We start from the raw sequence: 26889 nt of genomic DNA, 5'->3' as shown, positions 1-26889 counted from the left end.
GTCGGCACGGCCTGAATCTGTTGCGCCAACTCACCCGGCCACATACGGCCCCTGACCAGCCGCTGGCACGCAAAATTCTGAACCTACTGGATGTATTTAGTCGCTATCTTGCTCGTGGACAACCCACTAAAATAGTAGGGTAGAGTATGTTGGACACAACTGCTCCATAGTAAACCTAGAATCAACAAGCGGGCATATTTCATGAGTAATCTAATGAGCATGGTAGAGTAGCTCAATACTATGGTATTTCTCTCGTTTATTCATTCACGTACGGCCACTCGTGAAACCGAGCGGGCAGGCCCAGGCGGGCGGGGTGCGAGACCAGGTAGGCCAGCACGCGCTGCTGCTCGGCTTCATCCTGAATCGGCAGTTCGTGGGAGCCGGGGTGCCAGAAATCGGCCTCGGGCGGGAGCTGGCCGCGCAGCAGGCGGCGGGCCTGGGCGGCGGTGCGCTGGTGCAGCAGCTCAATGGCCTTGTAGAGTGAAAGGCCCGAATCGTCCGGCAGGTGCAATACGGCGTGCAAGTGGTTGGGCAGCAGTACGAAGCCCGGTACCCGCAACCCCTGCTCCTCCAGCATCAGCAGTTCGCCGGTTACCAGCTCGGCCAGCTTCTCGCGACCCAGGTAGTCGGGGCCAACCGAATGGGCGTCGAGCAGCGCATCAAAGGCGGCGAAGAACTGCTTTTCGGCGCGGTGGCCGGCGGCGGCGGGGTCGGGGGCAGCACGGGCCGCGGCCTGGGTGGCTACGCGCTGCGCCTGCAACTCCCGGCCGGCCCGGGCGGGTACCGAGCCGGCCAAACGCAACGTGAGCAGGATGGTTTCGGTAGCGGCTGAATCGGGCATAACAGTTTCATTTGGCGGAAGATAACAGCCGAAACACCAAAAGCCAGCTACTACCTAGGCGGCTTCAGCTGGCCCGATGCCAGAGCGGATGTAGAGACGCGTCTTCGCGTCTTCCCGCTGAACGACCCTAACGAACGACACGTCCGAACGGGGCGGACGATGAGACGCGGCTCTACACCGGGCAGGCAGGGCTTCGCCAACTCACACAACCTCTCGGCAAGCTAAGCGGGCACTGGCTGGCGGTCGAAACAGAAGCGGTTGTGCTGGCAGAACAGAATCAGGGCGAAGATGAACAGGCCGTAGCCCATCTGCGAGCCGACGGTGGCCCATTCTTCGAGCAGGTTGCTGCCGAGTACCAGGCTCATCATCACGCCCATGGCGGCCACCAGCGCCGGGCGCGTAAACAGGCCCAGCAGCAGCAATAGGCCTATGCCGCCCTCCACGAAGGGCAGCACCGTAGCAAACGCCTCCACCAGCGGCGCGGGCAGCGGCGTGGTGGCAAACTGCTTCATCAGGCCCGCCCGGAAGCCAGCCAGCTTGGGCAGGCGCACCAGAAAGTGCATCAGGAAATTAAGGCCCAGCAGCAGGCGGCCCAGCACAAAAGCCAGTGCGGGGTTGGTGAGCTTCAGCATGCATACCCATACGGCCCGGCCGGTCCCGGGGTGCGCGGCCCCAAATAACCCGTTCCTGAACGGGCAACGGCCGCAGTCGGCCCCGGTAAACGGACAAAAAAGGAAGGCCCCGATACTGGGGCCTTCCTTCACTTAAAACCAGACGAAGCAGTGGCTACTTGCGCTTATTCCTCATCTTTACTTTGGTCTTGCCCTGGTCCACTGGTGCGGCCTCCATCTTAGCGGCCGGCGCGGCCGCCGCCGGAGCCGTCGTCATCGGGAAGCCGCGCTGCTGCATCAGGGCATCGATTTTCGGGTCGCGGCCCCGGAAGGCGCGGTAGCCAGCGGCCGGGTCGATGGTGTTGCCCACCCGGAACACGTTCTGGCGCAGCCGCTCACCCACTTGCTTATCATAGGCCCCACCGGCCTCGGTGAAGGCGCTGAACGCATCGGCCGCCAGCACCACCGACCACAGGTAGGAGTAGTAGCCGGCCGAGTACCCGTCGGAGGCGAATACGTGGTTGAACTGGGGCGTGCGGTGGCGCATCACCAGCTCGGAGGGCATGCCCAGCTGGGCCAGGGTTTCGCGCTCGAATTTGTCGGGGTCGATTTTCTGGTCGCCGGCCAGGTGCAGCTTCATATCAATGAGGGCGCTGGCCAGGAACTCGGTGGTCGCATAGCCCTCATTGAAGGTGCTGGCCTTGTTGATGCGGTCGACGAGCACCTGCGGGATGGGCTTGCCGGTTTGGTAATGCAGGGCGAAGCGGTTAAGCACTTCGGGCGTAGCCAGCCAGTTTTCGAGCACCTGCGAGGGGAATTCCACGTAGTCACGCACCACGCTCGTGCCTGAGAGGCCGCCGTAGGTCACGTTGCTCGACAGCCCGTGCAAGGCGTGTCCGAACTCGTGAAACAAGGTCGTGGCGTCGGTCCAGGAAATGAGCACCGGCTCGCCGGCCTTGCCCTTCACAAAGTTGGAGTTGTTGGACACGATGGTGGTCACGGCCTGGCCGTCCATTCGTTCCTGGCGGCGGTAGGCGTTCATCCAGGCCCCCGATTTCTTGCCCGGCCGGGCGTAAGGGTCGAAGTACCAGAGGCCCACCTGCTGGCCGGTGGTCTTGTCGTTCACCTGCCACACCCGCACGTCGGGGTGGAACACGGGCACGTCGGTAACGGGCTGGAAGGTGAAGTTGAACAGCTCGCCGGCCATCCAGAACATGCCCTCGCGCATCTTATCCAGCTGCAAATACTGCTTCACTTCGTTCTGGTCGAGGTCGTAGCGCTCCTTACGCACTTTTTCGGCGTAATAGTTATAGTCCCAGGGCTCGATCTTGAAGTCGGCGGGGGCGCCTTCCTTCTTGGCCAAGGCCAGCATGTCGGCCACTTCCTCGTGCACCCGGGCCACGGCCGGCTTCCAGACCTGCTCCATGAGCTCCATGGCGGCCTCGGGGGTTTTAGCCATCGTGTTGTCGAGGCGCAGGTGGGCGTGGGTTTTGTAGCCCAGCAGCTTGGCCCGCTCGGCCCGCAACTGCAGAATCTGGGTGATGAGGGCGTTATTGTCATGCGCCCCGCCGTTGTCGCCGCGGTTGGTGAACATGCGCCAGGCCTTCTCGCGCAGCGGGCGCTGGTCGGAGTACGTCAGGAACGGGTCGACGCTGGAGCGGGTGTTGGTGATGACGCCGGCCGCGGCCACTTTGCGCGAATCGGCGGCGGCTTTGGCCCCGTCGCGCAGGGAGGTGGGCAGCCCGCTCAGGTCCTGCTCGGTTTTGAGTACCAGCGTCTGGTCGGCCTCATCGGCCAGCACGTTCTGCGAGAAGTTGTTGAACAGCCCGGCCAGCTGCTGATTGATGGCCGAAAGGCGGGCCTTGGCTGGCGCATCGAGCTTGGCCCCGGCCCGCACAAAGGCTTTGTAGCGCACTTCCGTCAGGCGTTGCTGCTCGGGCGTGAGTCCGCTGGTCGTCATTGAGTTATACACTGCCTCGATGCGCTTGAACAGCGCCGCGTTCTGGGTTATCTGGTCGCTGAAGGCGGCCATTTTGGGAGCCATTTCGGCCTGCACCGCCGCGAATTTGGCGTCGTTGAGCGAGGTGCCCCAGATGCCGTACACCGTTTCTACCCGATCCAGGGTGCGGCCGCTGCGCTCCATCGCGGCAATGGTGTTCTCGAAGGTGGGCGCGGCCGGGTCGTTGGCAATGCGGGCAATATCGGCCAGATTTTCGACCATCCCGGCTTCCAGGGCGGGCTTGAAGTCGGCCACTTTCACCTGGTCGAAAGGCGGCACCCCGCCGTGGGGGCCGCTCCAGGGCTGGAGCAACGGCATCGGGACGGCGGCGGCAGTCACCGGCGCGGACGGGGCCGAGGGCTGGGCCTGGGCCGACAACGCGGCACCGGCCAGTCCGAGGCCGGCCAGCATTGTCAGAACCGGCACGGAAGAAGGAAATAAAGGGAACATAGGCAGGAATTTCAGAACGAATACGTCAGGCTAAGATACGCCAAAGGCAGCGGTTGATGGGTTTCAGGCCGCCAGCAGTGAGCTGGCTTCAGCTTCTGGGCTTCAGGATTCCGCTGATTTCCTCCAGCTGATCGGTGGCCAGCAGCTCGGCCAAAGCCGTTTCCAGCTGGAAGCGCAACTCCTCGGAAGGACGACTAAACCCGAGCAGGCGGGCCGCGCCAACTACGGCCTCCGCCCGGGGCAGGCCAAAGCTCTGCGCGATGAGCGTGCGCAAAGCTTCGGCCAACTCCTCGGGCGCAATCGGGGCCTTGCGCAGGGCGGCGGGCAGGGCGCTCCGGTCGCGCACCGGTACTTCGGGCAGGGCCGTGGCCCACAGAAAATTTCCTTCAAGGCGTAGGTAGCGCAGGTTTTGGGCGAGCTGGGCCGCGGCCTCACCGGTGCGCAGCATCCGGGCACCCACCTGCCGGACCCCACTGGCCCGGGCCAGGCGGCGGGTAGCTTCCGCCAGGTGAATCGGGCTTTCGACGCCCACCACCTGGGCCAGCCAGGTCGCCAGCTGACCCAGGCCGTGCTCGTGCAGAGCGCGGTGGCCCACGGCGGCGGGCAGCCGGGCCACCTGATACGGTTCGGCAAGGGCCCGGGGTTCCGCCGGGGCCGGTTCCCGCCGTACTGTCGCCCCGCCCGTTGCTTCTGAAACCTCTTCATCAGGCACTTCAGAAGGAACTACATTCCCGGCCGGAGCCATCTCAATGGCCGCCACCAGCTGCTCCAGAGCGGCGGCAGGGTTGCGAAACCAGTCGGTACTCCAGACGTGGTGCAGCCGCCAGCCCCGGCTCGCCAGCACGGCCGGCCGCAGCCGGTCCCGGTCGCGGGCAGAGCGGGCGGCGGCGTACGGGGCCGCGTCGCAGATAATACCCAGCCGAAACGCCCCCGGCGTGGTAACATCGACCACGGCCAGATCGAGGGCGAACCCGCGCGAGCCCACCCGCCGGCGCACCACGTAGCCCCGGGCGGTGAGGGCCCGCCCTACCACATCCTCGAACGGGGTTTCCGGCGCTGGTTGCGCTTCCGGCAGTGGGGCAGCGATGGGGTCGTTTTCAGCGCCGGCGAATTGCAGAAACGCCTTGAGCGCGGCCACGCCCCGGGCCGGCGTACGGGTCAGGTCGAGGTCGGCGGGGCGCAGGTTGGTGAAGACTTCGCAGCGTTGCCGGGCCCGGGTGATGAGCACGTTGAGGCGGCGCTCCCCGCCCTCGGCGTTCAGCGGCCCGAAGCTCATGGCCAGCTTGCCCTGGCGCGTACGGCCGTAGCCGATGCTGATGAAAATTACGTCCCGCTCGTCGCCCTGCACATTTTCCAGGTTCTTGACGAAGAAGGGCTCCCGGGGGTGGCGGGTAAGGAAATCCGCCAGATCGGGCTGCTGCGGGGCCAGCTCTTCCACGGCCTCCTGAATGGCCTGGCGCTGGGCCGTGCTGAAGGCCACCACGCCCAGCGTGCGGCCGGGCGTGGTGCGGGCGTGGCGGAGCACGGCGGCGGCCACGGCCCGGGCCTCCAGCGGGTTGGTGCGGGTGGTACCGCGCTCATAAAACGTGTCGGGCAGGTAGTGGCAGGCCAGGCCCAGCGGCTCGGTTGTGGGGCGGCCGGCACTCGGAAAAACCACCAGCTGATTTTCGTAAAACAGCGCGTTAGCGGGCTGAATCAGGGATTCGTGCTGGCTGCGGTAGTGCCAGCGTAGCATGCGTTGGGGCATCCGGCGGGCCTGGCACAGCTCCAGAATACTCGGAATGTCGGCCGTTACGTGGTCCTCGTCCGGCTCCTCATCGGAGCGGGTGAGGGAGTCGAAGAAGGACGTGGGCGGCAGCTGCTTCGAGTCGCCGACCACCACCAGCTGGCGGCCCCGGGCAATGGCCCCCAGCGCGTCTACGGGCTTCACCTGGCTGGCCTCATCGAACACCACCAAATCGAACTCCACGGCCCCCGGCGGCAGGTAGCCGGCCACCGAAAGCGGCGACATCATGAACACCGGCTTGATAGCCTGCACGGCCTGGCCGGCCTGCTCCAGGAGGCGGCGCAGGGCCAAATGGCGGGTTTTCTTGGCGAATTCGTGGCAGAGCAAGCCCATCTGACCCGGGGCCTGGAGGCTGGGCAGGCGGGCGTGGTGGCGGCGCAAAACCTCTACCCGGTGGTAATGCTGGTCAAGGGCATCGGCCGACCGGAAGCGGGCGGCCGTTTCCTCGTGGGCGGCGCGCTCGAACTGCCGCAGGGCGGGGTGCTGCGCGTGGGCCTGCTGCTGCAAAAACTCCAGCCAGGTGCGGCGCACGGCTTCGGCCAGCCACTCCGCCGCCGGGGGCCAGTGCTCGGCCGGCACCAGCAGCTCCGGGTGCCCCTCGGCCCCCACGGCGGCGGCCGCGTTGTTCCACTCCAGCACCGGATGCAGGGCGGGCAAATCGGCGGCCCAGGCGGCCAGCGTGGCCTGCTGATCAGCAAAGGACTGGAACTGCAACCGACCCAATGGCCCAAACCGCCGGACTTCGTTTAGAGCCAGCGCCTCTACCACGGCCTGAGTGGCGGCGCGGTGCCGGGTCAAGCTTGCTTCCGTAGCCGCCAGCAACCGGGCCAGCTCCGCCGCCCATGCTTGCGCAGCATCGGCGTGGCGCGCCAGATAATCCGGCACCGCCGCGGGCAACTCCCGGCGGCTGACGCGCTGGTGGGTCAGGCGGAGGTAGTCGGCGGTGCGGTGCAGGGCGGGCCAATTGGAGGCCGCACCCTGCCAGGTTAGGCCGAACAAGCGGGCACCTAGCGCGTCGGCCGCCGCCAGGGKGGCGGCGTGGGCGGCGGCCTGGCGCAGGGCCACCAGCACCGGCAGCACTTCGGCCGCCGCAGTCGGGAGCGGGCCGCGCCAGAGGGTCTGGAGGTGGCGGCGGGCCCGGCGGTATTCGGGCACCAGAAATTTCCACCACTTGCCCCCGTAAGTCAGCAGGGCCGTTTCTTCGACAACCAAAGACTCCTGCCAGGCGGCGGGTTGCAGAGTTTCGGCGTACCGCTGGTGCAAAACCGCGTGGGCCGCGCCGGCCGCCAGCACTGCTGATAATCGGTCCGTTGCCCAGGCCGCATCCGCCACGGCCACTCCGGCCAGGGGCGGGGCCAGCAGCAAGTGGCGGGCGGCGGGCAGTAGTTGTTCGGCGGCGGCGCGGTCGGCGGCAGCAGGCAAACTGAGGTGGCTAGCCAGAGCCACGGTGGCCGTTTCGAGGGCCGTTACGGCGGCGGCGGCCTCGGCCAGCACCCAGGGCAGGGCGGCTTCGGCGGCCGGCAGCAGCACCGTCAGCTCACTGCCCCAGAACAGCAGCTGCCGGGGCACCCCGATTTTGCGGAGCGTAGCTTGCAGGCGGGCGGCCAGGGCCGCGGCGTGGGCCGCGTCGGCATCGGTCCAGGTGGTGAGGGCGGCGAAGGGCAGGCGGGGCAGCTCCGGCGGGGTACCCGATTCGCCCAGAGCCAGCAGCTCGCCGGCCACCTGCTGAGCCGTGCGGCGGCTGCGCCCGATGGGCGTGCTCACGGCCCGGGCGTAGGCGTTGAGGGCCGCCCGGTAGCGGGGCAGCTGGCTGAGCTGGTCGTGAACCGGGGCCGCTACGGCGGCCGGCCGGCCCAGCAGCAGGGTAGCCTGGAGCTCGGCCAGCACCTCCTTTTTGTTGGCCTTATGGCTGTGTAGTTCCAGGCAGGCCACGCCCAGTCCCAAGGCATCGAGGCGGCGCTTAACTACCTCCAGGGCCGCCCGCTTCTCGGCCACAAACAGCACCTTCTTGCCCGCCCCGATAGCCTCGGCCAGCAGGTTGGCAATGGTCTGCGACTTGCCCGTGCCGGGCGGCCCCTGAATGACGAGGTTGCGTCCCTCGTGGACCGCCAGCAGTGCCAGCAGCTGCGACGAATCGGCCTCCAGCACTTGGTGCAGGTCGGTGGCGGCCGGTACGTCGTCAAGAAAGTCGTCCTCCGTGAGCGTGGGTGGGGCATCGGGGAAGCCGCCGGCGGGGTCGAGCAGGGKGGCCAGGGCGGGGTGGCTGAGCAGGGGTTGGTGATCGGGCCAGGCGGCGGGGTCCAGGTCGCGGTAGAGGCGGAAGCGGCCGAAGGAGAAGAAGCCCAGTTCCAGGGTATCGGGGGTCACGGCCCAGCGGGGCAGGCCCGTTACGGCCGCCGCCACGGCTGCCAGGTAGGCGGCGGGGTCCGCCTCGTCGTCGGGCAGGGGCAGACTCACCCCGAAATCGGCGCGTAACCGGGCCTGCAACGAGGGGTTGCCTTCCACTTCCGCCCCGGTGTAGCGCAGCCGGAACCGCTCGGTGGGGCCGCCGCGCTCCAGCAGCACCGGCACCAGCAGCAGCGGAGCCCGGCGGGGGGCGGGGCTGTCGGCGGCTTCGTACCAGGTGAGCTGTCCCAGGGCCAGGTAGAGCAGATTCACGCCCTGTTCTTCGAGGCTGGTGCGGGCCGCGTGGTAGGTAGCCAGCAGGCGCTGGTGCAGCCCCGGCGCGGTTTCCGCCGTTTGCAGCCAGCCATCCAGCGGGTCGACGACGGGCGGGGGAGACAGTGGCGCGGGAGCCAAGGCGGGCGGCAGCGGCACCCCCAGCGCGGCGGCCCGGCGGGCGGCCCGCTCCGGGTCGCCCTTCCAGCCCGCGCGGGGCGGGGTCGGCACTTCGGGCCGGGCCGCAAACCGCATGGCCCGGCCCCGGCGCACCAGCACGTCGAACACGGCCGCCGCCTGCTCGCCCACCACCGTGACGCCCCGCGCCGCCGAGGGCCGGAAGTTGAGCAGCGGGTTACGCAGCCCCAGATCCAGCAACTCCCGGCGGGCAGCTTCCAGGCGGACGGCGAGGGTGTTCATGCGGTAGCGGCAGACTGGTGAATTATAATTTTCAGGGTTTTTGCCGGCGTGGATAGGCCGCTAACGAACCAGGATAAATGAGAACGTCATTCCTCGGCTACGCTCGGAATGACGTTCTACTCATTAATTACTCGCGTGGCCAACCGTTATCAACCAACCGCCTTCTTGAGGCTCAGCTTGGAGTGTTTGTAGCCGTAGTTGAAGTACAGGGCCAGGCCGATGACCAGCCAGCCGAAGAACAGCAGCCAGTTATTCACGCCCAGCTGGGTCATCAGGTACAGGTTGGTGAGCAGGCCCAGGGTGGGTAGCAGACTCAGGCGCTTGCGGAACGACACCCACGAGAGGCCCAGGCAGAAGGCGAAGAACACCAGCATCGGAATGTAGTGGCGGCCTTCCTCGTAGCCGCTGCCCAAGGCGCGGGTAAATTCGCGGATACCGTCCTGGTTATACATCAGCACCAGCACGCCGCAAATGGTCAGAATGAGGGGTACCAGGAACTGGCCGTTGATGTAGGGCACCTTGAAGCGGGCGTCGGAAGTGCCGTAGGGGTCGATGATGAGGATGCCGCCGCAGACCAGCGCAAAGGCGAACAGCGTACCGATGCTGGTCAGATCAATTACCAGGTCCATGTTCAGCAGCAGCGCCGGAATGCCCACGAAAAAGCCCGTGACGATGGTACTGAATGAGGGCGTGCGGAACTTGGGGTGCACCTTGGCAAACACCGGAGGCAACAGACCGTCGCGGCTCATCGTCATCCAGATACGGGGCTGGCCGATCTGGAACACGAGCAGCACCGAGGCCATAGCAAACACGGCCGACACGGCCACCACGCCGCCCAGCCACTTCACGCCCACTTTATTGAACACGTAGGCCAGCGGGTCGCCCACGGCCAGCTCCTTGTAGTTCACCATGCCGGTAAGTACCAGCGTCACGATTACATAAAGGATGGTGCAGATGATGAGGGCATAAATCATGGCCCTGGGCAGGTCGCGCTGGGGGTTTTTGCACTCCTCGGCGGTGGTCGAAATGGCATCGAAACCGATGTAGGCGAAGAACACCGCCGACACGCCCTTGAGCACCCCGCCAATACCGTTGGGCGCGAACGGACTCCAGTTATCGGGCTCGATGTAGAAGATGCCCACTACAATTACCACGGCCACCACCACCAGTTTGAGGCCCACGAGGATGTTGGAGGCGTTCTTGGATTCCTTGATGCCAATGTAGACCAAGGCCGTAATGGCCAGCGTAATCAGGCCGGCGGGCAGGTCGATGACCAGGCGCAGGCCGCCGGGCAGCGCGGGGGCCAGATTCCAGGCGTTGTAGCCGGCCAGCTGGGAAGCCGAGGCCTCGGTCAGGGGCTTGCCCGACTGCATCAGGGCCAGCACTTCGTGGTACTGGTTGTAGGCGCTCTGCATGCCCATCGTGAGCCAGATGGGAATGTGGAGCCCGATTCCATCCATGAGGCCAGTAAAGTAATCGGACCACGAAATGGCCACCACGATGTTGCCCACCGCATATTCCATAATCAGGGCCCAGCCGATAATCCAGGCCGCCAGCTCCCCAAACGAGGCGTAGGCGTAGGTGTAGGCCGAGCCGCTAACGGGAATGGTGGCCGCGAACTGGGCGTAACACAGGGCCGAAAACGCGCAGGCAATGGCCGTGAACACGAACAACATCGACACGGCCGGGCCGCCGTCGTGGGCCGCGTTGCCGATGGTGCTGAAAATGCCCGCCCCAATCACGGCGGCAATGCCGAGCGAGGTCAGGTCGCGGACGGTGAGGTGGCGCTCCAGGCCATGTTCGCCGGGGTTGGGGCCGATCAGATCCGAGTCGGCGGGCGGATTGACGAGCAGATCAGAAACCGTTTTGCGGCGGAATAGCCCGCTCAAGCGGGAGGGGGGTAGCGGGGTCGACAAAGTAGTAGGAACAGGGTTTAGAGGGCAAAAGATACAGAATAATGCCGGGGGGCTGCATCAGGGAGAGCGAGTTATCGGCCATTTCCCCTGATGCCCAGGGCTAAAGCCCTGGGCTACGGAGCGAGACAGGAAGCCGCTGAATAGCCCAGGCCTTTAGCCCCGGGGCTCCTCGTAACCGGCAAATCTGCTTATACTTACCGCCTACCGCTTCCTTTCCAACTCTGCTATGCCCACCTTCTCCGTTCCCGAGCCCTGCCCCCAGCCCTGGTCTGCCATGACGCCCACCGCAGCCGGGCGCTTCTGCGGCAGCTGCCAGCACGAGGTCGTGGATTTTTCGGCCATGACGAAAGGCGAAGTGCGGGCCTGGCTGGCCCGGCCGGACGCGGGCCGGGTCTGCGGATTCTTCCGGGCCGGGCAGTTCGCCCCGCCGCCCGCCGCCCCGCGCTGGCGGCGGTGGCTGCTCACGGGTCTGGCCCTGCTCAGCCTCAAGCCCCTGCTCACCTCCTGCCAAACGGCCAAACCCGACCCCAACACGGCTACCGCCTCTATTGAGCAGACGGACGAGCTGGCTTCTGCCCCCCAGGGCCAGGTGACCATCCGGGGCCGGGTCCTCGACGATTCCACCGGGCGGGCCGTGGCCGGGGCCGAAATCTTCCTTGCCGACACGCCCTATGGGGCCGTTACCGACGAGCAGGGCAACTTCCTCTTCACTATGCGGCAGCAGTGGGAAGCGGTGCGGAATGGGGCGGTAAGCCTGCGCGTGTCGGGCAGCCCGTTTGTATTTGAGGCCCAAACGCTGAGCGTGCCCGTATCGCCCGCCCCGGCCCCGCTGCTGGTGCGGCTGAAGTCGCGCCCCGGCCGGGGACAGATTATGGGCCGGCTGATGGCTCACGAGCCGCCCCGCAAGCCGCCGTTGTAGCCCGGGCGGCGCGCAAAAAACTCCGTGCCGCGTGTGGAATCGGCTACCGGCCGGCATCAACCCCGCAGACCCTCACCGAAACCTGCCGCCCGATGCGCCGTTCCCTCACGCTCACCATCCCCGAGCCCTGCCACGAAAGCTGGGCCACTATGACGCCCGCCGCCCAGGGCCGCCACTGCGCCGCCTGCGCCAAAACGGTGGTCGATTTCAGTTGCATGAGTGATGCCCAGGTGGTAGCCTGGCTCGTCCGCCCGGCAAAGGGGAAGGTCTGCGGCCGGTTCGCGGCCCCGCAGTTGAACCGGCCGCTTATAGTGCCCGATGTAGTTTCCCGTTGGCCACGCAGCCTGGTAGCCGTACTTGCCCTACTGGGCCTGAGCGCAACGTTGCCTACTATAGCCCAATCCTACCCGGACAGCAACACGGTACAGCCCTTGAAAACGCAGTGGGGAGCAAATGATCCGGCAGCGACCCATCTGATACGGGGCCGGGTGGTGGATGCCCACGGCAAGGGGCTGCCCGGTGCTACGGTGCTGGTAGAAGGAACCAGAAACGGCGTGTCCACCACCTCTGACGGAACATACCAGCTGGGACTGTCCGCTGCGGAACTAAGCGGTAGGCTGGTGTTTTCGGCCCTCGGCTTCGAGGTAGTCGTCAAACCGCTTGGGTCGACCGATCGGCTGAAGACGGTAGTTATGAAAGACTCCGGCGACGTGATGGGCATCTTTTACATTTCCCGCTGGTACACGCCCCGCGGCCTGTGGCAGCGGCTGACGCGGCCGTTCCGGCGGTAGTAACTCAACGCTTCGCCAAACCTTTCGCCCCCCGAAATCCTTATGGCAGCAGTATGAGAAATCTGTTGCTGGCTACTGTTCTGCTTCTTTTTGCGGCCTCGGGCTGCGCCCTGAAGCCCACCAATAAATTCGACGTGTTTACGGAGCGGGCCGAGCTGCCCCGGGAGGAAGCCGTGCACCGGCAGAATTCCCTGGAATGGTGGTACTTCACGGGCCACTTGCGCGACAAGGCCACCGGCGAGACGTTCGGGGTGGAGTACGTGTTCTTCCACTTCAACCTCAACGGCAAGAAGGATTGGCAGATGGTGAACTTCGCCCTCACCGACCCTCAAACCAAGCAATTCCGCTACGATTATAAAGTCACACGCCTGCCCGAGCTGATGGCTTCGGCGCTGCCCCTGAAACTGAGCGCCCGCAAGCAAAACGAAACCTGGACCCTCACCGGCCAGGAGGGCCGCTACCACCTCCAGGGCCGCATGACCGACCACCCCGGCCAGGCCATCAACCTGACCACCACGCCCGCCAAACCGGTACTGTTGCACGGCGGCACCGGCTACGAGAGCTACGGCGCGGTGGCCAAGGCCGGCTATTACAGCTACCCCCGCCTCGCTACCACTGGCACCCTGGAAATAGGCGGCAAAGTGCGCGAGGTGGAAGGCGAGTTATGGTACGACCGCCAATGGAACGGCAACTCGGTCACCAATAAAGGCATCGGCTGGGACTGGTTTTCCATCCAGCTCGAGGAGCCCCGCGCTGAGCTGATGGCTTACCAGCTCTTCGACCGCAAAACCAACCAAACCGTGTCGGGCGGCACCCACTACGGCCCCGACCTAAGCAACCAGCACCTGAACGCCGAGGACTTCCAGTTGGAGGTGCTCGACTACTGGACCAGCCCCCATTCCCAACTGCGCTACCCCAACAAGTGGCGCCTGCGCGTGCCCAGTCAGGGCTACGACCTCACCATCACCCCCGTCCTACCCGATCAGGAGCTGACGCTCAAGCTCTTCGCCGGCATCAAAATGCACTATTGGGAAGGCATGTGCCAGGTAGAAGGCACGCACAACGGCCAAGCCGTAAAAGGCAACAGCTACGTGGAAATCACGAACCGGGGGAAATGAGTTGTCGGTTGTCAGTTTTTAGTTGTCAGTATGATGTCCTTTTACTGACAACTAAAAACTGACAACCGACAACTCAGCCGTTCAGGATGACCCGAAAGGTGGTGCCACGGCCGGGCTCGCTCCATTTCACGAAGAGGCGGCCCTTATGGTAGTTCTCGATGATGCGCTTGGCCAGAGCCAGGCCCAGGCCCCAGCCGCGCTTTTTGGTGGTGTAGCCGGGCAGAAACACACTTTGCATTTTGCTTTTCGGGATGCCCTTGCCGGTATCGGTGATGTCGAGGACAATCTGGGCCTTGTTGCCGCGCACCGGGCGGCGCAGGTGCAGCACGATGCTGCCGCGCCCGTCCATGGCGTCCACGGCGTTTTTGCAGATGTTCTCAATCACCCAGTCGAAGAGCGGGATGTTGACTTGGGCGGGCGTGTCGCGGGGCAGGTCGGTTTTCACCTCGAAGCTCACCTTGCGCGACACCCGGCTTTGCAGGTAGCTGATGGCGTTTTCGGTGACGCGCAGGATGTTTTCGTCCTTGAGCACCGGCACCGAACCGATGTTGCTGAACCGCTCAGTAATAATTTCGAGCCGCCGGATGTCCTTGCCCAGCTCCTCCACGATGGGCTCATCCCGGAACCGCTCCGATTCGCGCAGGTATTCCTGCCAGCCCACCAGGGAGCTGAGCGGGGTGCCCAGTTGGTGGGCCGTTTCCTTGGCCAGGCCCACCCACACGCGGTTCTGCTCGGCCCGGCGCGAGTAGCTGAACGTGAAATAGGCAATCACCCCGAAGCAGCCGATGATGGCCAGCTGCACCAGCGGATAAAACCGCAGCTGGGTAAGCAAAGCCGACTCCTTGTAATAGAGCTTGTTGCGCAGCCCGGCCCCGATTTCGATGACGATGGGTGGGTGCTGCTCCCGCATCTGGGCAATTTCATCCCGCAGAAACTGGATAGATGCCTCCTCGGGCACGCCTTTGGGCACGTTCACGTTGCGGGCGTCGATGATGTTGTCGTCGCCGTCGGTGATGATGACGGGGATGGTTTTGTTGGCCTCAATGATTTCGTCGTAGAGAAACGACAGGTTCGACTCCTCCTCCGTGTTGATAATGTAGCGCTGGGTTTTGGCGTAGAGGTCGATCTGCTGCCGCTCGCGCTCGGAGAGGCGCTGCACCAGAATGTTGGTGTAGATGACCGTAGCCGCCCCGATCAGCAGAGCCACCCCCACGATGATAAGCTTGATGCGGGACTTCTGATCGTAGATGGGAATGGGCAGCACGGAGGGCAGAAAACGGGGTGGCAGACGTGCCGGATACGGCCGGCACCCCGGCGAAGATACGTTTCCGGCCCAAGCCCCAGCCAGTGGCCGGTCCGAAGAAAGATGTTTTTCACCCATTTTCGCCGCCCCAATGGTTCGTTAAACGGCTCAAAACCGGTTTCTGTCCAAATTTGGCGTTGCCCCGAACCCCCGGCCCGGTTCTTCTGTTTTTACCCTAGCAATTTGTAACGTATTTTTGCCCCCTGATTTTCGCACTAGCACCTGCTATGCTCCATCCATTCAAGGCCGTCAGTTTATCCTTCAAGAAAGCCCCACTCGCCATTCGCGAGCTGATTGCGCTGGACGAGGCTGCCTGCCGGCGTTTCCTGCACACGCTACACCACGAGTTGGGCCTCTCCGACCTGCTGGTGCTCAGTACCTGTAACCGCACCGAGGTGTATTATTCGGCCGAGCGCGACCAGAGCCCCGCCATTATCGAGGCCCTGGGTGAGCTTAAGGGTCTGGCGGAGGTCAGCGAGTTCTTTCCTTACTTCGACGTGTTCGATGAGCACCACGACGCCGTTCAGCACCTCTTTGAGGTAGCCATGGGCCTGGAGGCCCAGGTCGTCGGCGACCTGCAAATCAGCAACCAGGTCAAGCAAGCCTACCAGTGGTCGGCCGATGCCGATGCGGCCGGTCCGTTTCTGCACCGACTGCTGCACACCGTGTTTTTTACCAACAAGCGCGTGCAGCAGGAAACCTCGTTCCGCGACGGGGCCGCCTCCACCTCCTACGCCGCCCTGGAATTAGTAGAAGAGCTGACCGCCGACGTGGCCAACCCCCGCGTGCTGGTAGTGGGCCTGGGCGAAATTGGGGCCGACGTCTGCCGCCACTTCGGCGACAGCAAAACGTTCACCGACGTCACTATCTGCAACCGCACCCGCGCCAAGGCCGAGGCGCTGGCCGAGGAGTGCGGCCTTGGTTTGGTTGACTTCGAGAACCTGGCGGAAGCGCTCAAGGAAGCCGATGTGGTGATTAGCAGCATCGCCCATGCCGAGCCCTTCTTCACCCGCGCCCTGGTGGCCAACCTAGAAGTGCTGAGCTATAAGTTCTTCATCGACCTGTCGGTGCCCCGCAGCATCGCCCCCGACGTGGAGCAGGTGCCCGGCGTGCTGGTCTATAACATCGATGCCATCCAGAGCAAGGCTTCGGCCGCCCTGGAGCGCCGCCTGGCCGCCGTGCCCCAGGTGCGGGCCATCATTGCCGAAAGCATGGTGGGCCTCCAGGACTGGACCAAGGAAATGCTGGTGTCGCCCACCATTCAGAAGCTCAAGAATGCGCTGGAGCAAATCCGCCTCGAAGAGATGGACCGCTACCAGAAGAAGCTGAGCCCCGCCGAAACCAAGCGCCTCGACGACATCACCCGCTCGCTGATGCAGAAAATCCTCAAGCAGCCCGTGCTCCAGCTCAAAGCTGCCTGCAAGCGCGGCGAGGCCGACCAGCTCATCGACACGCTCACCGACCTCTTCGACCTCGAACGCCAGAGCGCCGCTGTTAGCTGAAAATTATCCGCTGCTGGCCTGCCACTGAAGAGCAGTAGGTGGGGGCGGTTATCCCAAAAAAAAGGGCCACCTGACAACGGATGTCAGGTGGCCTTTTTTAATTCAGAAAGCACCGCTGAAACACTCCCGGAACGTCAGCTAACAGCTAACGGCTGCCAGTCAGATTGTGTCGCAGCAGTCTTCCAAAGAGTCGATTACGTCGAGCAGCTTCGGAATGGAGAGGGAGTAGTAGATTTTGGTGCCCACCTTGAGCGAGGAAAGAATACCCCGGTCTTTGAGCGTGATGAGGTGCTGGGAGGCAATGGCCTGCGGCAGGTCGAGCGAACGGTAGATTTCCGTGACGGTCATCTTGTCCTCCTTGCCCAGCAAGTCCACGATAGCCAGCCGTTTCGGGTGCGCCAGCACTTTAAGCATGGCAGCAGCCTTATCTACTTTTTTGGATTCTACGCGTGAAAGCAATGGTTTCATATGTCGTTACAACGGTGGTACCAAGGGGGAGGTATGCAGGAATATGGCTAATACGATATTTTAAACCCGCAAAGTTCCTTGGAGGGTACCAGGGTCAAAAAAAAGTTACAAACGTGGGAAAATTGTACCCGTGCGTCCTTCTACGCAAGACGGCGGGCTAAAGACGGCTCCCCGCCGCAGACGCTGCCTGACGGTTGAGCTTAGGAGAGGGTTCGTCTGTATATATGATTTATATTATATTAAGGGTTAGCCGCTGAGCAGGATTGTCTTGGCGGTTTGGGCAGGTGGCGGGCCAGTCTGACGTGTGTACCTTTGCCCCGGAATTTTACACCCACCCCACCCCTACCGCCGATGAAAGAGCTGCTGGCCAAGTTTGAAAACAAGCGTCCCGAAATCGTATTTGAATGGCAGGATGCCGAAACCGAGGCCGAAGGCTGGGTCGTCATCAACTCGCTGCGGGGCGGGGCGGCCGGCGGCGGCACCCGCATGCGCAAGGGCCTCGATAAGCGCGAAGTAGAAAGTCTGGCCAAAACGATGGAAGTGAAGTTCACCGTCTCGGGGCCGGCCATTGGCGGGGCCAAGTCGGGTATCAACTTCGACCCCCAGGACCCCCGCAAGCGGGGCGTGCTGGAGCGCTGGTACCGGGCCGTAATTCCGCTGCTCAAAGCCTATTACGGCACCGGCGGCGACCTGAACGTGGACGAAATTCACGATGTGATTCCGATTACGGAGGACTACGGCCTCTGGCACCCCCAGGAAGGTGTGGTGAACGGGCACTACCACGCCACTGAGCCCCAGAAGATCCAGAAGCTGGGCCAGCTGCGTCAAGGCGTGGTAAAAGTGCTCGAAGACGCCACCTTTACCCCCGAGCTCAGCCGCAAATACACCGTGGCCGACCTGATTACGGGCTACGGCGTGGCCGAGGCCGTGCGCCACTACTATGAACTGTGGGGCAACCGCCCGGTGGCCGGCAAGCGGGCCATCATCCAGGGCTGGGGCAATGTGGGGGCGGCGGCGGCCTATTATCTGGCCAGCCAGGGCGGCCGTGTCACGGGCATCATCGACCGGGCCGGGGGCCTGATCAAGGAAGAAGGTTTTTCGCTGGAAGAAATCCGCCACCTCTTCCTCACCCGCAACGGCAACGAACTGGCCGCCCCCGATCTGCTGTCTTTCGAGGAAGTAGACCGGCGCATCTGGAGCAGTGGGGCCGAAATCTTTATCCCGGCCGCCGCCTCGCGGCTCGTGAGCCGGGCGCAGGTGGAGGCGCTGGTAGCCGGCGGCCTGGAGGTTATTTCCTGCGGGGCCAACGTGCCCTTCCAGGACCCCGAAATCTTCTTCGGCCCCACCGGCGAGTTTGCCGACGCCCAGGTGAGCGTGATTCCCGACTTTATTGCCAACTGCGGCATGGCCCGGGTGTTCGCCTACCTGATGGAATCCAACGCCGAAATCACTGATCAAGCCATTTTTCAGGATACGTCCCGCGTGATCCGGGCGGCGCTGGCCCGCACCCGGGCCCAGGGCGAACAGACCACCGGTCTGGCCCAGAAATCGTTCGAAATGGCCCTGCGCCAACTGGTGTAACCGCCGCCGCCGGCCCCGCCCGGCCCGGTGTTTGCGGCAGGACGTAGCGTAACGCCAGGTGCCTGGTTGCGTTAGAACCCTGACAAGCCGGCTGCTTGCTGCCAATCGGGGCAGTGAGCAGCCGGCTTGTTTGTTGCTCCTTTAGCCCTTTTTTCCGCCGCCCATGCCCATGTCTGTTCAAGAGATTCTGCACTACCGCTTTCTGAGCGTGGAGGTGCAGGAATACCTGATTGCCGCCGTCATTCTGCTGGCGGGGTTGGTGCTCAAGAACCTCGTGTCACGCCTGCTCACCAAGGTACTCTTCCGCTTCTTTAAAGCGAAGGTGGATGAGGACGTGACCGAGGCGCAGTTTCACCAGCTGCTCATCAAGCCCATTTCCATCGTCATCTTCCTGATTACGGTGTTTATCGCCTACACCGTGATGGATATTCCGGTGCGTACGGCCGAACTGGGCCGCAACACGCCCTGGTATGGGGTGTTTGCCTTCCGGGTCTACCAAATTGCCTTTATCACGGGCATCACCTGGATTTTTCTGCGCATGATCGATCTGGCGGTGCTCGTGTTCATGAACCGGGCGTTGCGCGACCCCTCACGGCTCACCAACCAGCTCGTACCCTTCGCCCGCGACCTGATCAAGTTGTTCGTGGCCATTGTGGCCTTCCTCATCATTCTGGGCAAGGTGTTCGATGTTGATGTAACGGCCGTGGTCGGGGGCCTGGGCATTGGCGGCCTGGCCGTGGCCTTCGCCGCCAAGGAAAGCCTGGAAAACCTGCTGGCCTCGTTCACCATCTTCCTCGACCAGCCCTTTGTAGTGGGCGATTTGGTGAGCGTGGGCGATCTGACGGGCTCGGTGGAGAAAATCGGTTTCCGCAGCACCCGAATTCGTACCGTGGAGAAAAGCTACGTGACGGTGCCCAATAAGTCCATGATCGACAAGCCCCTCGATAACCTCTCGCGGCGCACTGCCCGCCGGGTGTTCTTCATGATGTCGCTCACCCAGATGACCACCAGCGACCAGCTCCACCGCATCCTCGACCAGGTGCGCAAGGCCATCGTGGAGCACCGCCTCATCACGCCCGATGTGCAGGTGAAGTTTACCTCCCTCACCTCCAATTCGAAGGACGTGCGGGTGCAGTACTACGTGCACACCAACAGCTACGATGAGTACCTCGACGTGATGGAGGAGGTCAACTTTAAAATCGTGTCGGCCGTGGAAGAAGTCGGGGCCAGCTTCGTCGATACCACCATGACCCGCCTGTCCGGCACCGGCGGCGGCACCGACCTGCCCAAAAGCCTCCAGCAATCCGGGAATCAATCCATTGCCAGCTCTTAAATAAGCGGTTAGCAGAGAGCTGATAGCAGAGAGCTCTCATTCAGAATACCCCAATACTTCGACAAAAAGAAGGCCCCGTACTCGGTTGAGTACGGGGCCTTCTTCGTTTTTTCAGCTACCAGCTACCAGCTACCAGCTACCAGCTACCAGCTACCAGCTACCAGCTACCAGCTACCAGCTACCAGCTACCAGCTACCAGCTACCAGCTACCAGCTACCAGCTACCGGCCGCCAAGCAGGCCGCCGAGCAGGCCCCCCATACCGCCGCTGAGCAGGCCGCCGAGGCCACCGCCGCCGGCGCTGCGGGGCTGGGAGTTGGGCTGGCCACCGAGGCCGCCCAGAATCGACATGATGGAGCCCAGGCCGCCGCTGCCCGTATGGGAACCTTGCTGCGGATAGTTGCCGTACTGCGCCTGCTGCTGACCGCCGCCCATGGCACCGCCGAGCAGGCCGCCACCCAGCAAACCGCCGAGTAAGCCACCCATACCGCTTTGGGCCGCGCCGCCGAGCAGGCCGCCCATGCCGCTGCTCATCAGGCCACCGCCCATGCCGCCGCCGCCGCTCTGGCCCCGGCCGCCCATCACCTTGGAAATGACCATGGGCGCGACCACGCCGAGCAGGCCGGCCATGAGGGCGCCTTTCGGGATACCGGCTCCTTCCAGCTTATCGGTAATACCGCTGAAAAAGCCCTGTTTGGCCGGGTCGCTGGCGTTGTGGGGTACGCTGGCGGCCTGATCGACTACCTGTTCCAGCGTGTGGGTCTGCTGCTGGCTGATGCCGAGGTAAGAGGAAATCTTGTTCACCATATCTTCCTCCGTGTTGGAGTACGCGCCGTCGGCGCGGGCGAAGCTGATCAGGTCAGTCACCAGCGAGAAACGCAGGTCGCTGCCACGCAGTGCGTCGAGGCTGGCTTTGATGCTTTCGTTGGTGGCGTCTTTGGCGGCAGCCAACACCTGCTGGGTAGCCCCGCCGCTCAGGCCGGCCTGGTGGGCCAGCTGCTGGAGGAATTCCACTTCGGGGGCCGATGCCTCGCGGTCGGCCGAAGCCAGACTGGCAATAACGCTCAAGTAAGCGGCTTTTTCCTGGTCGGAATAGTTCTGGAGCAGTTGGGAGTCGTTCATGGAAAGAAGGGTAGGAGGAGGAATAATCTGCCGTCTTAACGCACTGACTGCGGTAGAGGTTGGCTCCGGGCCGTCGGGAGCCGGCTCAAATGCCGTTTCTGTTGCTTTCGCGGCTGAAATTTTGCCGGACTTCAAAACTCGAAGTAGTCGCCGACCTGGGGCTCCGCAGGTTTTTTGGCGGGCTTTTTTACCTCCCAGGAAGGCTTGGCCGCCGGGCGGGCCGGCCCCGGCGCAGCGGGCGAAGCTACCGGTGCCGGGGCCGGCCGGGCTGCCGGCAGGGTGGGGCTGCCCGTTTCGTAGCGCACCGTGAAGTTGCTTTCGGTGCCCCGAATGGCCAGCCGCAACATGGGGCCATCGGCGCGGGCGGCGGCCCGGGGCAGCAGGCCCGGCAGCAGCGGAATCCGCACGTGGTAGTCGAGCTGCTGGTCGAAGGTGTGGGTGCCGGTTATCCGGATCAGGGCGGCGGCCCGCACGTTGGAGCGGATATCCATTTCCGGCACGTACACCGTCCGGCTCTGGATGTAGAAGTTGTTGTGCAGCTCCGCGAAGCGCAGGTGGCGTAGGGTGGCACGGTCGGCTACCAGGCTCAGCTTCTGCAAGGGTTCGAAGTTGAGCAGCGCGCCCGCCCGCACGGTGGCCTGTACCTGGGCCTCCAGCCGGTCCGGCAGGGGCGTCAGCCGGCCATCGAAGTAGGTATCGGAAACGGCCGTGGCCGTGAGCGTGCCGCGCAGGTGGCGGCTGGTGATAAACTGCTGGCCAAAATCTTCGAACACGTAAAACAGACTATCCAGCGGCACCTGCTGGCAACTGGCTACGGTGCTGGCTTTTAGTAGCCGGGGCTGGCGGGCATCCACGGTGCCGTGGGCGCTTAGCTGCCCGCCGGCGGCCGTCAGGCTCAGGCCGGCGGAGCTGAATACCTGGTTGCGGAGCCGCAGGCTTCCGCGCAACGCCCGGCCCCGCAACCGGCGGAAGCGCACCTGCCCCGCCTGGGCGCGCACGTCCAGAACCAGGTTGGGCGGTACGTGCAGGCCGCCGCTCGTGCTGGCCGCCCCGCCGCCCGAAGCCCCCGGGGCGGCGGGCTGATACACGTACAGGAGCTGATTGAAATCGAGCAGTTCGGAACTCAGGTTGGCCTCTACGCGCAGGGGCTGGCCGGGGCGCGAGGCCCAGCCGGCCACGTTGCGCAGGGTGGCGCTGCCCCGGAAGTCGGAGTGGCCGAGGCGGCCGCGCAGCTCCCGCACGGCCACATCGGCCCCGCGTAGCTCCAGGCGGGCGCTGAGGCCGGTGAAGGGCTGGCGGAAGTCGCGCAGGCGGAGCATAACGCCGCGCAGGCTCAGTTCGCCGTGGGCCTGCGCGGCGGTGGGTTGCCGGCGCAGGGCAGCTACCGGGCCGTGCAGTTCCAGGCGCAGCCGGGCTTCGCCTTGGGCGGCCTGAACGGCGGCCACCGGGAAAAACCGCACCGCCCGGGCCATGTCCAGGTCGGCCAGCAAGCTCAGGTCGAGGGTCGGGGTGCGGAAGTCACGCAGCACCAGCGCGCCGCTGAACGGCCGGCCGGCCAGCTGCCCGCGCACCTGCTTTAGCCGCAGCACCGAGCTGGCCGCCGTTTGCTGCGCCCCGTTGCTGAAAGAGCCCTGCAAACTCACGTGGTCGATGGCCTGCCGGTATTCGGGGTGAAAAAACGAGGCCTCCCGGCATCCGAAGCGGACGGCCACAGCCGGGTTGTGCTGCCCCGACCACTCTCCGCGCACGCTACCCTCGAAATACACCGCGCCCCGGCTGCGGTAGCCGGCCAGCCCCCGGGTGAGGCGCGGCGGCAACAACGCCAGCAGGGCCTGGGCGTCGGTCTGGCGGGCGGCGGCGGTGAGGTTGAGCCGGGGCGCGCCGGCGTAGCCAACGGTGCCCGCCACGGTGTAGGCCGCCGCCCCCACCCCAATTTCCGAGGGCCGGATGGTGAGCTGCTGCCCGGCCCGGTCAATCGTGAGCGAAACCCGCAGGCGCAGGTCCTTGGCCCGAAAATAATCGTCGGCCCCCAGGCGGATAGTTTCCATTTGGGCCGTGCCGCTGGCCGCCACATTGAGGCGGGCTTCCGTTACGTCGACGGCGGCCCGCAGGCCGGGCGTGCGCAGGGCAAAGAACTGGCGGCGGGCAGCATCGGCGTACGTGAGCCGCACGCGCTCCAGCCGGATGTCTTCCAGCTCCAGGCCAAACGGCGCGTTGGCGGGGGCCGTGGTATCGGAGCGCAGCAGGTGGTAGTTGCCGGCCCCCCGGGCGTCGCGGCGCACGTTCAGCTGCCCGTTGGTGAGGGTAATGGCCCGGATGCGGTAGCGCCCGGCCAGCAGGTCGGTGGCATCGAAGGCGCAGAACAGCCGCCTGGCCCGCAGCAGCCGGGTAGTGTCCTGGGGCTGGGAGCCGCTCACCACCACGTCGTGCAGCGTCACGGACAGGCGCGGAAACTGGTCGAGCACCGATACCTCCAGGCGGCGGGCGCGCACCGGCACGGCCAGGTGCTGGTTGAGGCCGGCCACGAACAGCCCGATAATCCGGTCCTGCCCCAGCCAGAGCCCCAGCGCGGCCGCGCTCAGCAAAAAGAGCAGGGTCAAAAAAGAAATTTTCAGAAATCTACTCACCGACGATACCTTCCTGGGTTTTCCGAAATTTCTGACTGGCAGCACCTTCCCGCAGAATGGGGGCGGAATCAGGAAATTTCTTTAGCCAAAGATGGGACAAAGAGTTGCGTTTTCGAAAATGACCCGCCATATTTGCCATCCCAAACAGGATACGCCCATTGGGAGATTAGCTCAGCTGGTTCAGAGCATCTGCCTTACAAGCAGAGGGTCACTGGTTCGAACCCAGTATCTCCCACTTTTTTTAGTACGCATACCCCCCCCGGGAGATTAGCTCAGCTGGTTCAGAGCATCTGCCTTACAAGCAGAGGGTCACTGGTTCGAACCCAGTATCTCCCACCATCTTAAAAAAGGACTGTCGGCAACGGCAGTCCTTTTTTATTGCCATGCCGCCAGGCCGGGTCGTACCTTGCCGGGGCAGTGGCTGCCGGCCTCCGCTGCGCCCCCTGCCGGGGGGCACACTACGCCCTAAACGGGGCCACGGCTGGTAGCGGCGCGGGTCCCGCCTTATTTCCTGGCCTATTTACTTACTGATTCGGATGGCTGTTGCTGCCGGGGCGCAATCGCCCGTTCGTTATGCTCCCCGCTGGCTGGTTCCGCTGGTTTTCGGGCTGCTGCTGGTGCTGGGCGCGGGGCTGGTGCCCGATTACGGGGTTTCCTGGGATGAGCCCGTGGACCGGGCCAACGGCCTGGTGAGCCTGCGCTACGTGGCCGGGCTGGTAGCCCCGGAATGGGCGGCCAACCAGCTGCTGCTCCAGAGCGCCCCCCCTTTGGCCGGTTACGTCGACAACGACCACGGCGTGCTGTTCGAGGTGCCGCTGGCTTTGCTGGATGTGCTGCGGCCCGGCACCGACCCGCGAACGTACTACCTGCTGCGCCATTTCGGTACCTGGCTGGTGTGCCTGGGCGGGTTGGGGGCGCTATACGGGCTGGCGCGGCGGCGCTTCCGCAACCAGTACCTGGCCCTGCTCACGGCCGGCCTGTTCGTGCTCAGCCCCCGTATGTTTGCCGAGTCGTTCTACAACGCCAAAGACCTCGTGTTTCTGGCGGCATTCACGCTGGGCATCTACACGCTGAGCCGCCTGCTGGCCCGGCCCACGGCGGGGCGCGCCCTGGTGCATGCCCTGGCCACTGCCGCCGCCATCGACATCCGTATTCTGGGCCTGCTGCTGGTGCCCTTTACCCTCGGCCTGCTGGCGCTGGAAGCCAGCTGGCCCACGCAGCCCGTCGGCCGTGGCCGGCTGGCGGTGCTGGCGGGCGGCTACCTGCTGCTGGCGGCGGCAACCACCGTGCTGGGCTGGCCCTACCTCTGGGAAGCCCCCCTGACCAACCTGCTGGCCGCTTTCGGGCAGATGCAGCGCTTCCGCTGGGACGGGCCGGTGTGGTACCTGGGCCGGGCCGAGTCGTCGTTGCGCCTGCCCTGGCACTACGCGCCCGTGTGGCTGCTGATTACCACGCCGGTAGCCTACTCGCTGGCGGGCCTGGCGGGGCTGCTGGCGCTGGCCGGCCGGCTGCTGCGCCACCCCAAGCGGCTGCTGAGCACTGCGGCCGGCCGCCTCGATCTGCTGTTCGGCGGCTGGCTGCTGGGGCCTTTCGTGCTGGTTATCGGGTTGCAGTCGGTTATTTATGATGGCTGGCGGCACTTGTACTTCACGTATCCGGCCCTGCTGCTGCTGGCCGTGGGCGCGGGCCGGCAGCTCTGGGCCTGGGCGCGGGCGCAAAGCCGGTGGCGGCCGGTAGTGGCGGCGCTGGGCCTGCTGGCGGCCCTGGAAGCGGTTGTTACGGCCGGGCGGATGGTGGCCATGCACCCCCAACAGCAGGTGTATTTCAGCTTTCTGCCCGCCCAAGTAGTAGAGCAGCAGTTCGAGCGCGACTACTGGGGCCTGGCCTACCGGCAGGGGCTGGAGTGGCTGCTGCGTCACCAGCCCACCGGCCGCATTGCCGTGGACGTGTCGCACCTGCCGCCCTTCGAGAACAACCTGGCCCTGCTGCCCGCCGCCGACCGCGCCCGCTTCGTTTTCGCGCCCGAGGAGCCGGGCCATTACTATATCACCGGCTTCCGCTTCCGCCCCGTTCACCTCACCCCCGAAATGGGCCGGCTCCTGCACACGGTGCGGGCCGATGGCGTTACGGTGCTGGTGGTGTGCCAGACCCGCTAAGCCGCCGCTTCGCCCCGCCCGGCAGCCACCCCAGCCGGCCCGCCACTACCAGCGGGAACAGCAGCAGGGCCGGCTCGGCAAAAAACCGCCACCGGAACCCTACGAAAAATACCAGGCTTAGCCCCCACACGGCCACCAGCGGCGCGAGCAGCAGCCAGTCGGTGGGGCGCAGGCGCAGGCCCCGGAAGCCCGTGAGCGTGAGGGCCAGCGCCCCGAAGAAAGCCAGGTGCACCAGGGCCGTGAACGGGTTCCAGGGCGTGCGGGGGGCGTCGGCAATGAAGTTTTCGGGCGAGAAGAACAGCACCGTTTTGCGCACCCACAGGCGCAGCTCGGCCCCGGGATGGGCCAGCACCCACTGCCGGGCCACCCGTGCCCGCGCCCGGCTTTCCTGGTACTGATCGAGCGAATCCAGCCCGGGCACCCGCGCCCGCAGGTACTGGTCGAACGGCCCCTGGCGGTCGTCCCAATCAAACATAAACCGGCCCCGCGTGACGGCGTTGTGGCCCTGGAGCAGCTCGAAGCCGGCCTGGTTGCTGAGGGTGTAGGCCCCGAACAGGCGGTGGTTTTTAACCAGAATGGGCCAGTGCGCCAGGCCCAGGGCCAGCAGCAGGGCCAGGCTCAGGCCCCAGGCCGCCCGCTGCTGCCGCGCCGGCCGGGCCGTCATCAGTCCCAGAAACACGGCGAACAGCAACCCGTACACTGCCAGCAGGTAGCCCCGCAGCAGGCACGAAAGCACCACGGCCGCCACCAGCAGCAGGGCATCGGGCCGGCGCAGGGGCCGGCCGCCGTGCAGGCGCAGCAGCTTATACACCACCACAATCAGCAGCGGCAGGGTCAGGTTCTCAAACCACCAGAAGGCCCCGATGTAGTAGACCACCCCCGGCGACACGGCCCAGAGCCCCGCCCCCAGCCAGCCTACGCCGGGGGCCAGCCCGCAGTAGTGCAGGGTGCGCTGCACGTACAGGCCGCCCAGCAGGTAGCAGCCGGCGGCGGCGGCGTACACCAGCAGCGTGAGGTAGTGCCGGGGCAGCCCGGTCCGGCTCCAGGCCACGTACACGAACACCGGAAAGCTGGCATGGAACGAATCAGGCCGGATTTGTTTCCGCTCGGGGTCGAGGCTGACGTAGCCGCGCCCGGCCAGGTAGTTATCGGCAATGCGGGCGTTGCGGCGCTCATCGTAGTTCCACTCCAGGCCGGGATTGAGGCCCAGGTTGAGGGCCAGCCGCAGCACCAGCAGCAGCGCGGCCACGGGCCAGACGTAGCGGGGAAGAGAACGAAGCACCGGCAGCA

General features: G+C 64.9%; 17 protein-coding genes and 2 tRNA genes. 9 read left to right on the top strand and 10 right to left on the bottom strand.

What is annotated here, in order from left to right; all coding sequences use genetic code 11:
* Window positions 1-256: 256 nt before the first annotated feature.
* The 5 genes from D0T11_RS04860 to D0T11_RS04840 all read right to left on the bottom strand — a co-directional run bounded on the left by D0T11_RS04860 (window position 257) and on the right by D0T11_RS04840 (window position 10654).
* Entirely contained in the window at window positions 257-841 is a 585-nt protein-coding gene (locus D0T11_RS04860; protein ID WP_119654651.1) for a hypothetical protein, read from the bottom strand.
* Window positions 842-1062: 221 nt separating this feature from the next.
* A complete protein-coding gene (locus tag D0T11_RS04855; RefSeq protein WP_119654650.1) occupies window positions 1063-1473 on the bottom strand; it encodes a DoxX family membrane protein in 411 nt (136 codons plus the stop codon).
* A 154-nt stretch (window positions 1474-1627) separates the two neighbouring features.
* Entirely contained in the window at window positions 1628-3901 is a 2274-nt protein-coding gene (locus D0T11_RS04850; protein ID WP_245990603.1) for a M3 family metallopeptidase, read from the bottom strand.
* Between the two features lie 88 nt (window positions 3902-3989).
* Entirely contained in the window at window positions 3990-8765 is a 4776-nt protein-coding gene (locus tag D0T11_RS04845; protein WP_119654649.1) for a DUF3320 domain-containing protein, read from the bottom strand.
* Window positions 8766-8914: 149 nt separating this feature from the next.
* Window positions 8915-10654: an amino acid permease gene (locus D0T11_RS04840; RefSeq protein ID WP_380283566.1), complete on the bottom strand. Its 1740-nt coding sequence runs from the start codon at window positions 10652-10654 to the stop codon at window positions 8915-8917.
* Window positions 10655-10907: 253 nt separating this feature from the next.
* Here D0T11_RS04840 and D0T11_RS04835 point away from each other — a divergent pair, with 253 nt between their 5' ends.
* The 3 genes from D0T11_RS04835 to D0T11_RS04825 all read left to right on the top strand — a co-directional run bounded on the left by D0T11_RS04835 (window position 10908) and on the right by D0T11_RS04825 (window position 13509).
* Window positions 10908-11600, top strand: coding sequence for a carboxypeptidase regulatory-like domain-containing protein (locus D0T11_RS04835; protein WP_119654648.1), 693 nt, complete (start codon window positions 10908-10910; stop codon window positions 11598-11600).
* Window positions 11601-11692: 92 nt separating this feature from the next.
* Complete coding sequence (locus tag D0T11_RS04830) at window positions 11693-12391, top strand: carboxypeptidase-like regulatory domain-containing protein (RefSeq protein WP_119654647.1); 699 nt, start codon at window positions 11693-11695, stop codon at window positions 12389-12391.
* 53 nt (window positions 12392-12444) lie between these two features.
* The gene (locus D0T11_RS04825) at window positions 12445-13509 is read left to right on the top strand and encodes a lipocalin family protein (protein WP_119654646.1); all 1065 of its coding nucleotides are present in this window, start codon (window positions 12445-12447) and stop codon (window positions 13507-13509) included.
* Between the two features lie 73 nt (window positions 13510-13582).
* Here the strand turns inward: D0T11_RS04825 and D0T11_RS04820 are convergent, their stop codons facing one another.
* Window positions 13583-14773, bottom strand: coding sequence for an ATP-binding protein (locus D0T11_RS04820; RefSeq protein WP_245990602.1), 1191 nt, complete (start codon window positions 14771-14773; stop codon window positions 13583-13585).
* Between the two features lie 266 nt (window positions 14774-15039).
* Here D0T11_RS04820 and hemA point away from each other — a divergent pair, with 266 nt between their 5' ends.
* Window positions 15040-16314, top strand: a complete 1275-nt coding sequence (gene hemA, locus D0T11_RS04815) for a glutamyl-tRNA reductase (RefSeq protein ID WP_119654645.1) — start codon at window positions 15040-15042, stop codon at window positions 16312-16314.
* A gap of 159 nt (window positions 16315-16473) precedes the next feature.
* Here the strand turns inward: hemA and D0T11_RS04810 are convergent, their stop codons facing one another.
* Window positions 16474-16782, bottom strand: coding sequence for an ArsR/SmtB family transcription factor (locus D0T11_RS04810; RefSeq protein ID WP_119654644.1), 309 nt, complete (start codon window positions 16780-16782; stop codon window positions 16474-16476).
* A 351-nt stretch (window positions 16783-17133) separates the two neighbouring features.
* Between D0T11_RS04810 and D0T11_RS04805 the strand changes: the two genes are divergently transcribed.
* Entirely contained in the window at window positions 17134-18363 is a 1230-nt protein-coding gene (locus D0T11_RS04805) for a Glu/Leu/Phe/Val dehydrogenase dimerization domain-containing protein (protein ID WP_119654643.1), read from the top strand.
* A 163-nt stretch (window positions 18364-18526) separates the two neighbouring features.
* On the top strand, window positions 18527-19696 hold the full coding sequence (locus D0T11_RS04800; protein ID WP_119654642.1) for a mechanosensitive ion channel family protein: 1170 nt from the start codon (window positions 18527-18529) through the stop codon (window positions 19694-19696).
* A 220-nt stretch (window positions 19697-19916) separates the two neighbouring features.
* Here the strand turns inward: D0T11_RS04800 and D0T11_RS23320 are convergent, their stop codons facing one another.
* Together D0T11_RS23320 and D0T11_RS04785 are read right to left on the bottom strand one after the other, a co-directional pair.
* The gene (locus D0T11_RS23320; protein WP_119654641.1) at window positions 19917-20816 is read right to left on the bottom strand and encodes a TerB family tellurite resistance protein; all 900 of its coding nucleotides are present in this window, start codon (window positions 20814-20816) and stop codon (window positions 19917-19919) included.
* 131 nt (window positions 20817-20947) lie between these two features.
* The gene (locus D0T11_RS04785) at window positions 20948-23416 is read right to left on the bottom strand and encodes an AsmA-like C-terminal region-containing protein (protein ID WP_119654640.1); all 2469 of its coding nucleotides are present in this window, start codon (window positions 23414-23416) and stop codon (window positions 20948-20950) included.
* Between the two features lie 187 nt (window positions 23417-23603).
* On the opposite strand from D0T11_RS04785, the gene D0T11_RS04780 reads away from it, so the two are divergent.
* From D0T11_RS04780 to D0T11_RS04770, 3 genes are all read left to right on the top strand, one after another.
* Window positions 23604-23678 (top strand) — tRNA-Val (locus D0T11_RS04780).
* A gap of 26 nt (window positions 23679-23704) precedes the next feature.
* Window positions 23705-23782: transfer RNA gene (locus D0T11_RS04775), tRNA-Val, on the top strand.
* 197 nt (window positions 23783-23979) lie between these two features.
* Window positions 23980-25599 carry a hypothetical protein gene (locus D0T11_RS04770; protein ID WP_119654639.1) on the top strand — a complete coding sequence of 540 codons (1620 nt, stop codon included), beginning with the start codon at window positions 23980-23982 and terminating at the stop codon, window positions 25597-25599.
* On the opposite strand, the gene D0T11_RS04765 is transcribed toward D0T11_RS04770, so the two are convergent.
* Window positions 25568-26881, bottom strand: a complete 1314-nt coding sequence (locus D0T11_RS04765) for a hypothetical protein (protein ID WP_147374522.1) — start codon at window positions 26879-26881, stop codon at window positions 25568-25570. The genes D0T11_RS04770 and D0T11_RS04765 overlap by 32 nt on opposite strands.
* Window positions 26882-26889 lie beyond the last annotated feature (8 nt).

It is taken from the genome of Hymenobacter rubripertinctus, assembly GCF_003583925.1.
Classification (GTDB): Bacteria; Bacteroidota; Bacteroidia; order Cytophagales; family Hymenobacteraceae; genus Hymenobacter; species Hymenobacter rubripertinctus.
Note: the sequence above shows the minus strand (reverse complement) of the source record. Positions and strands in the feature narration are given on the sequence as shown.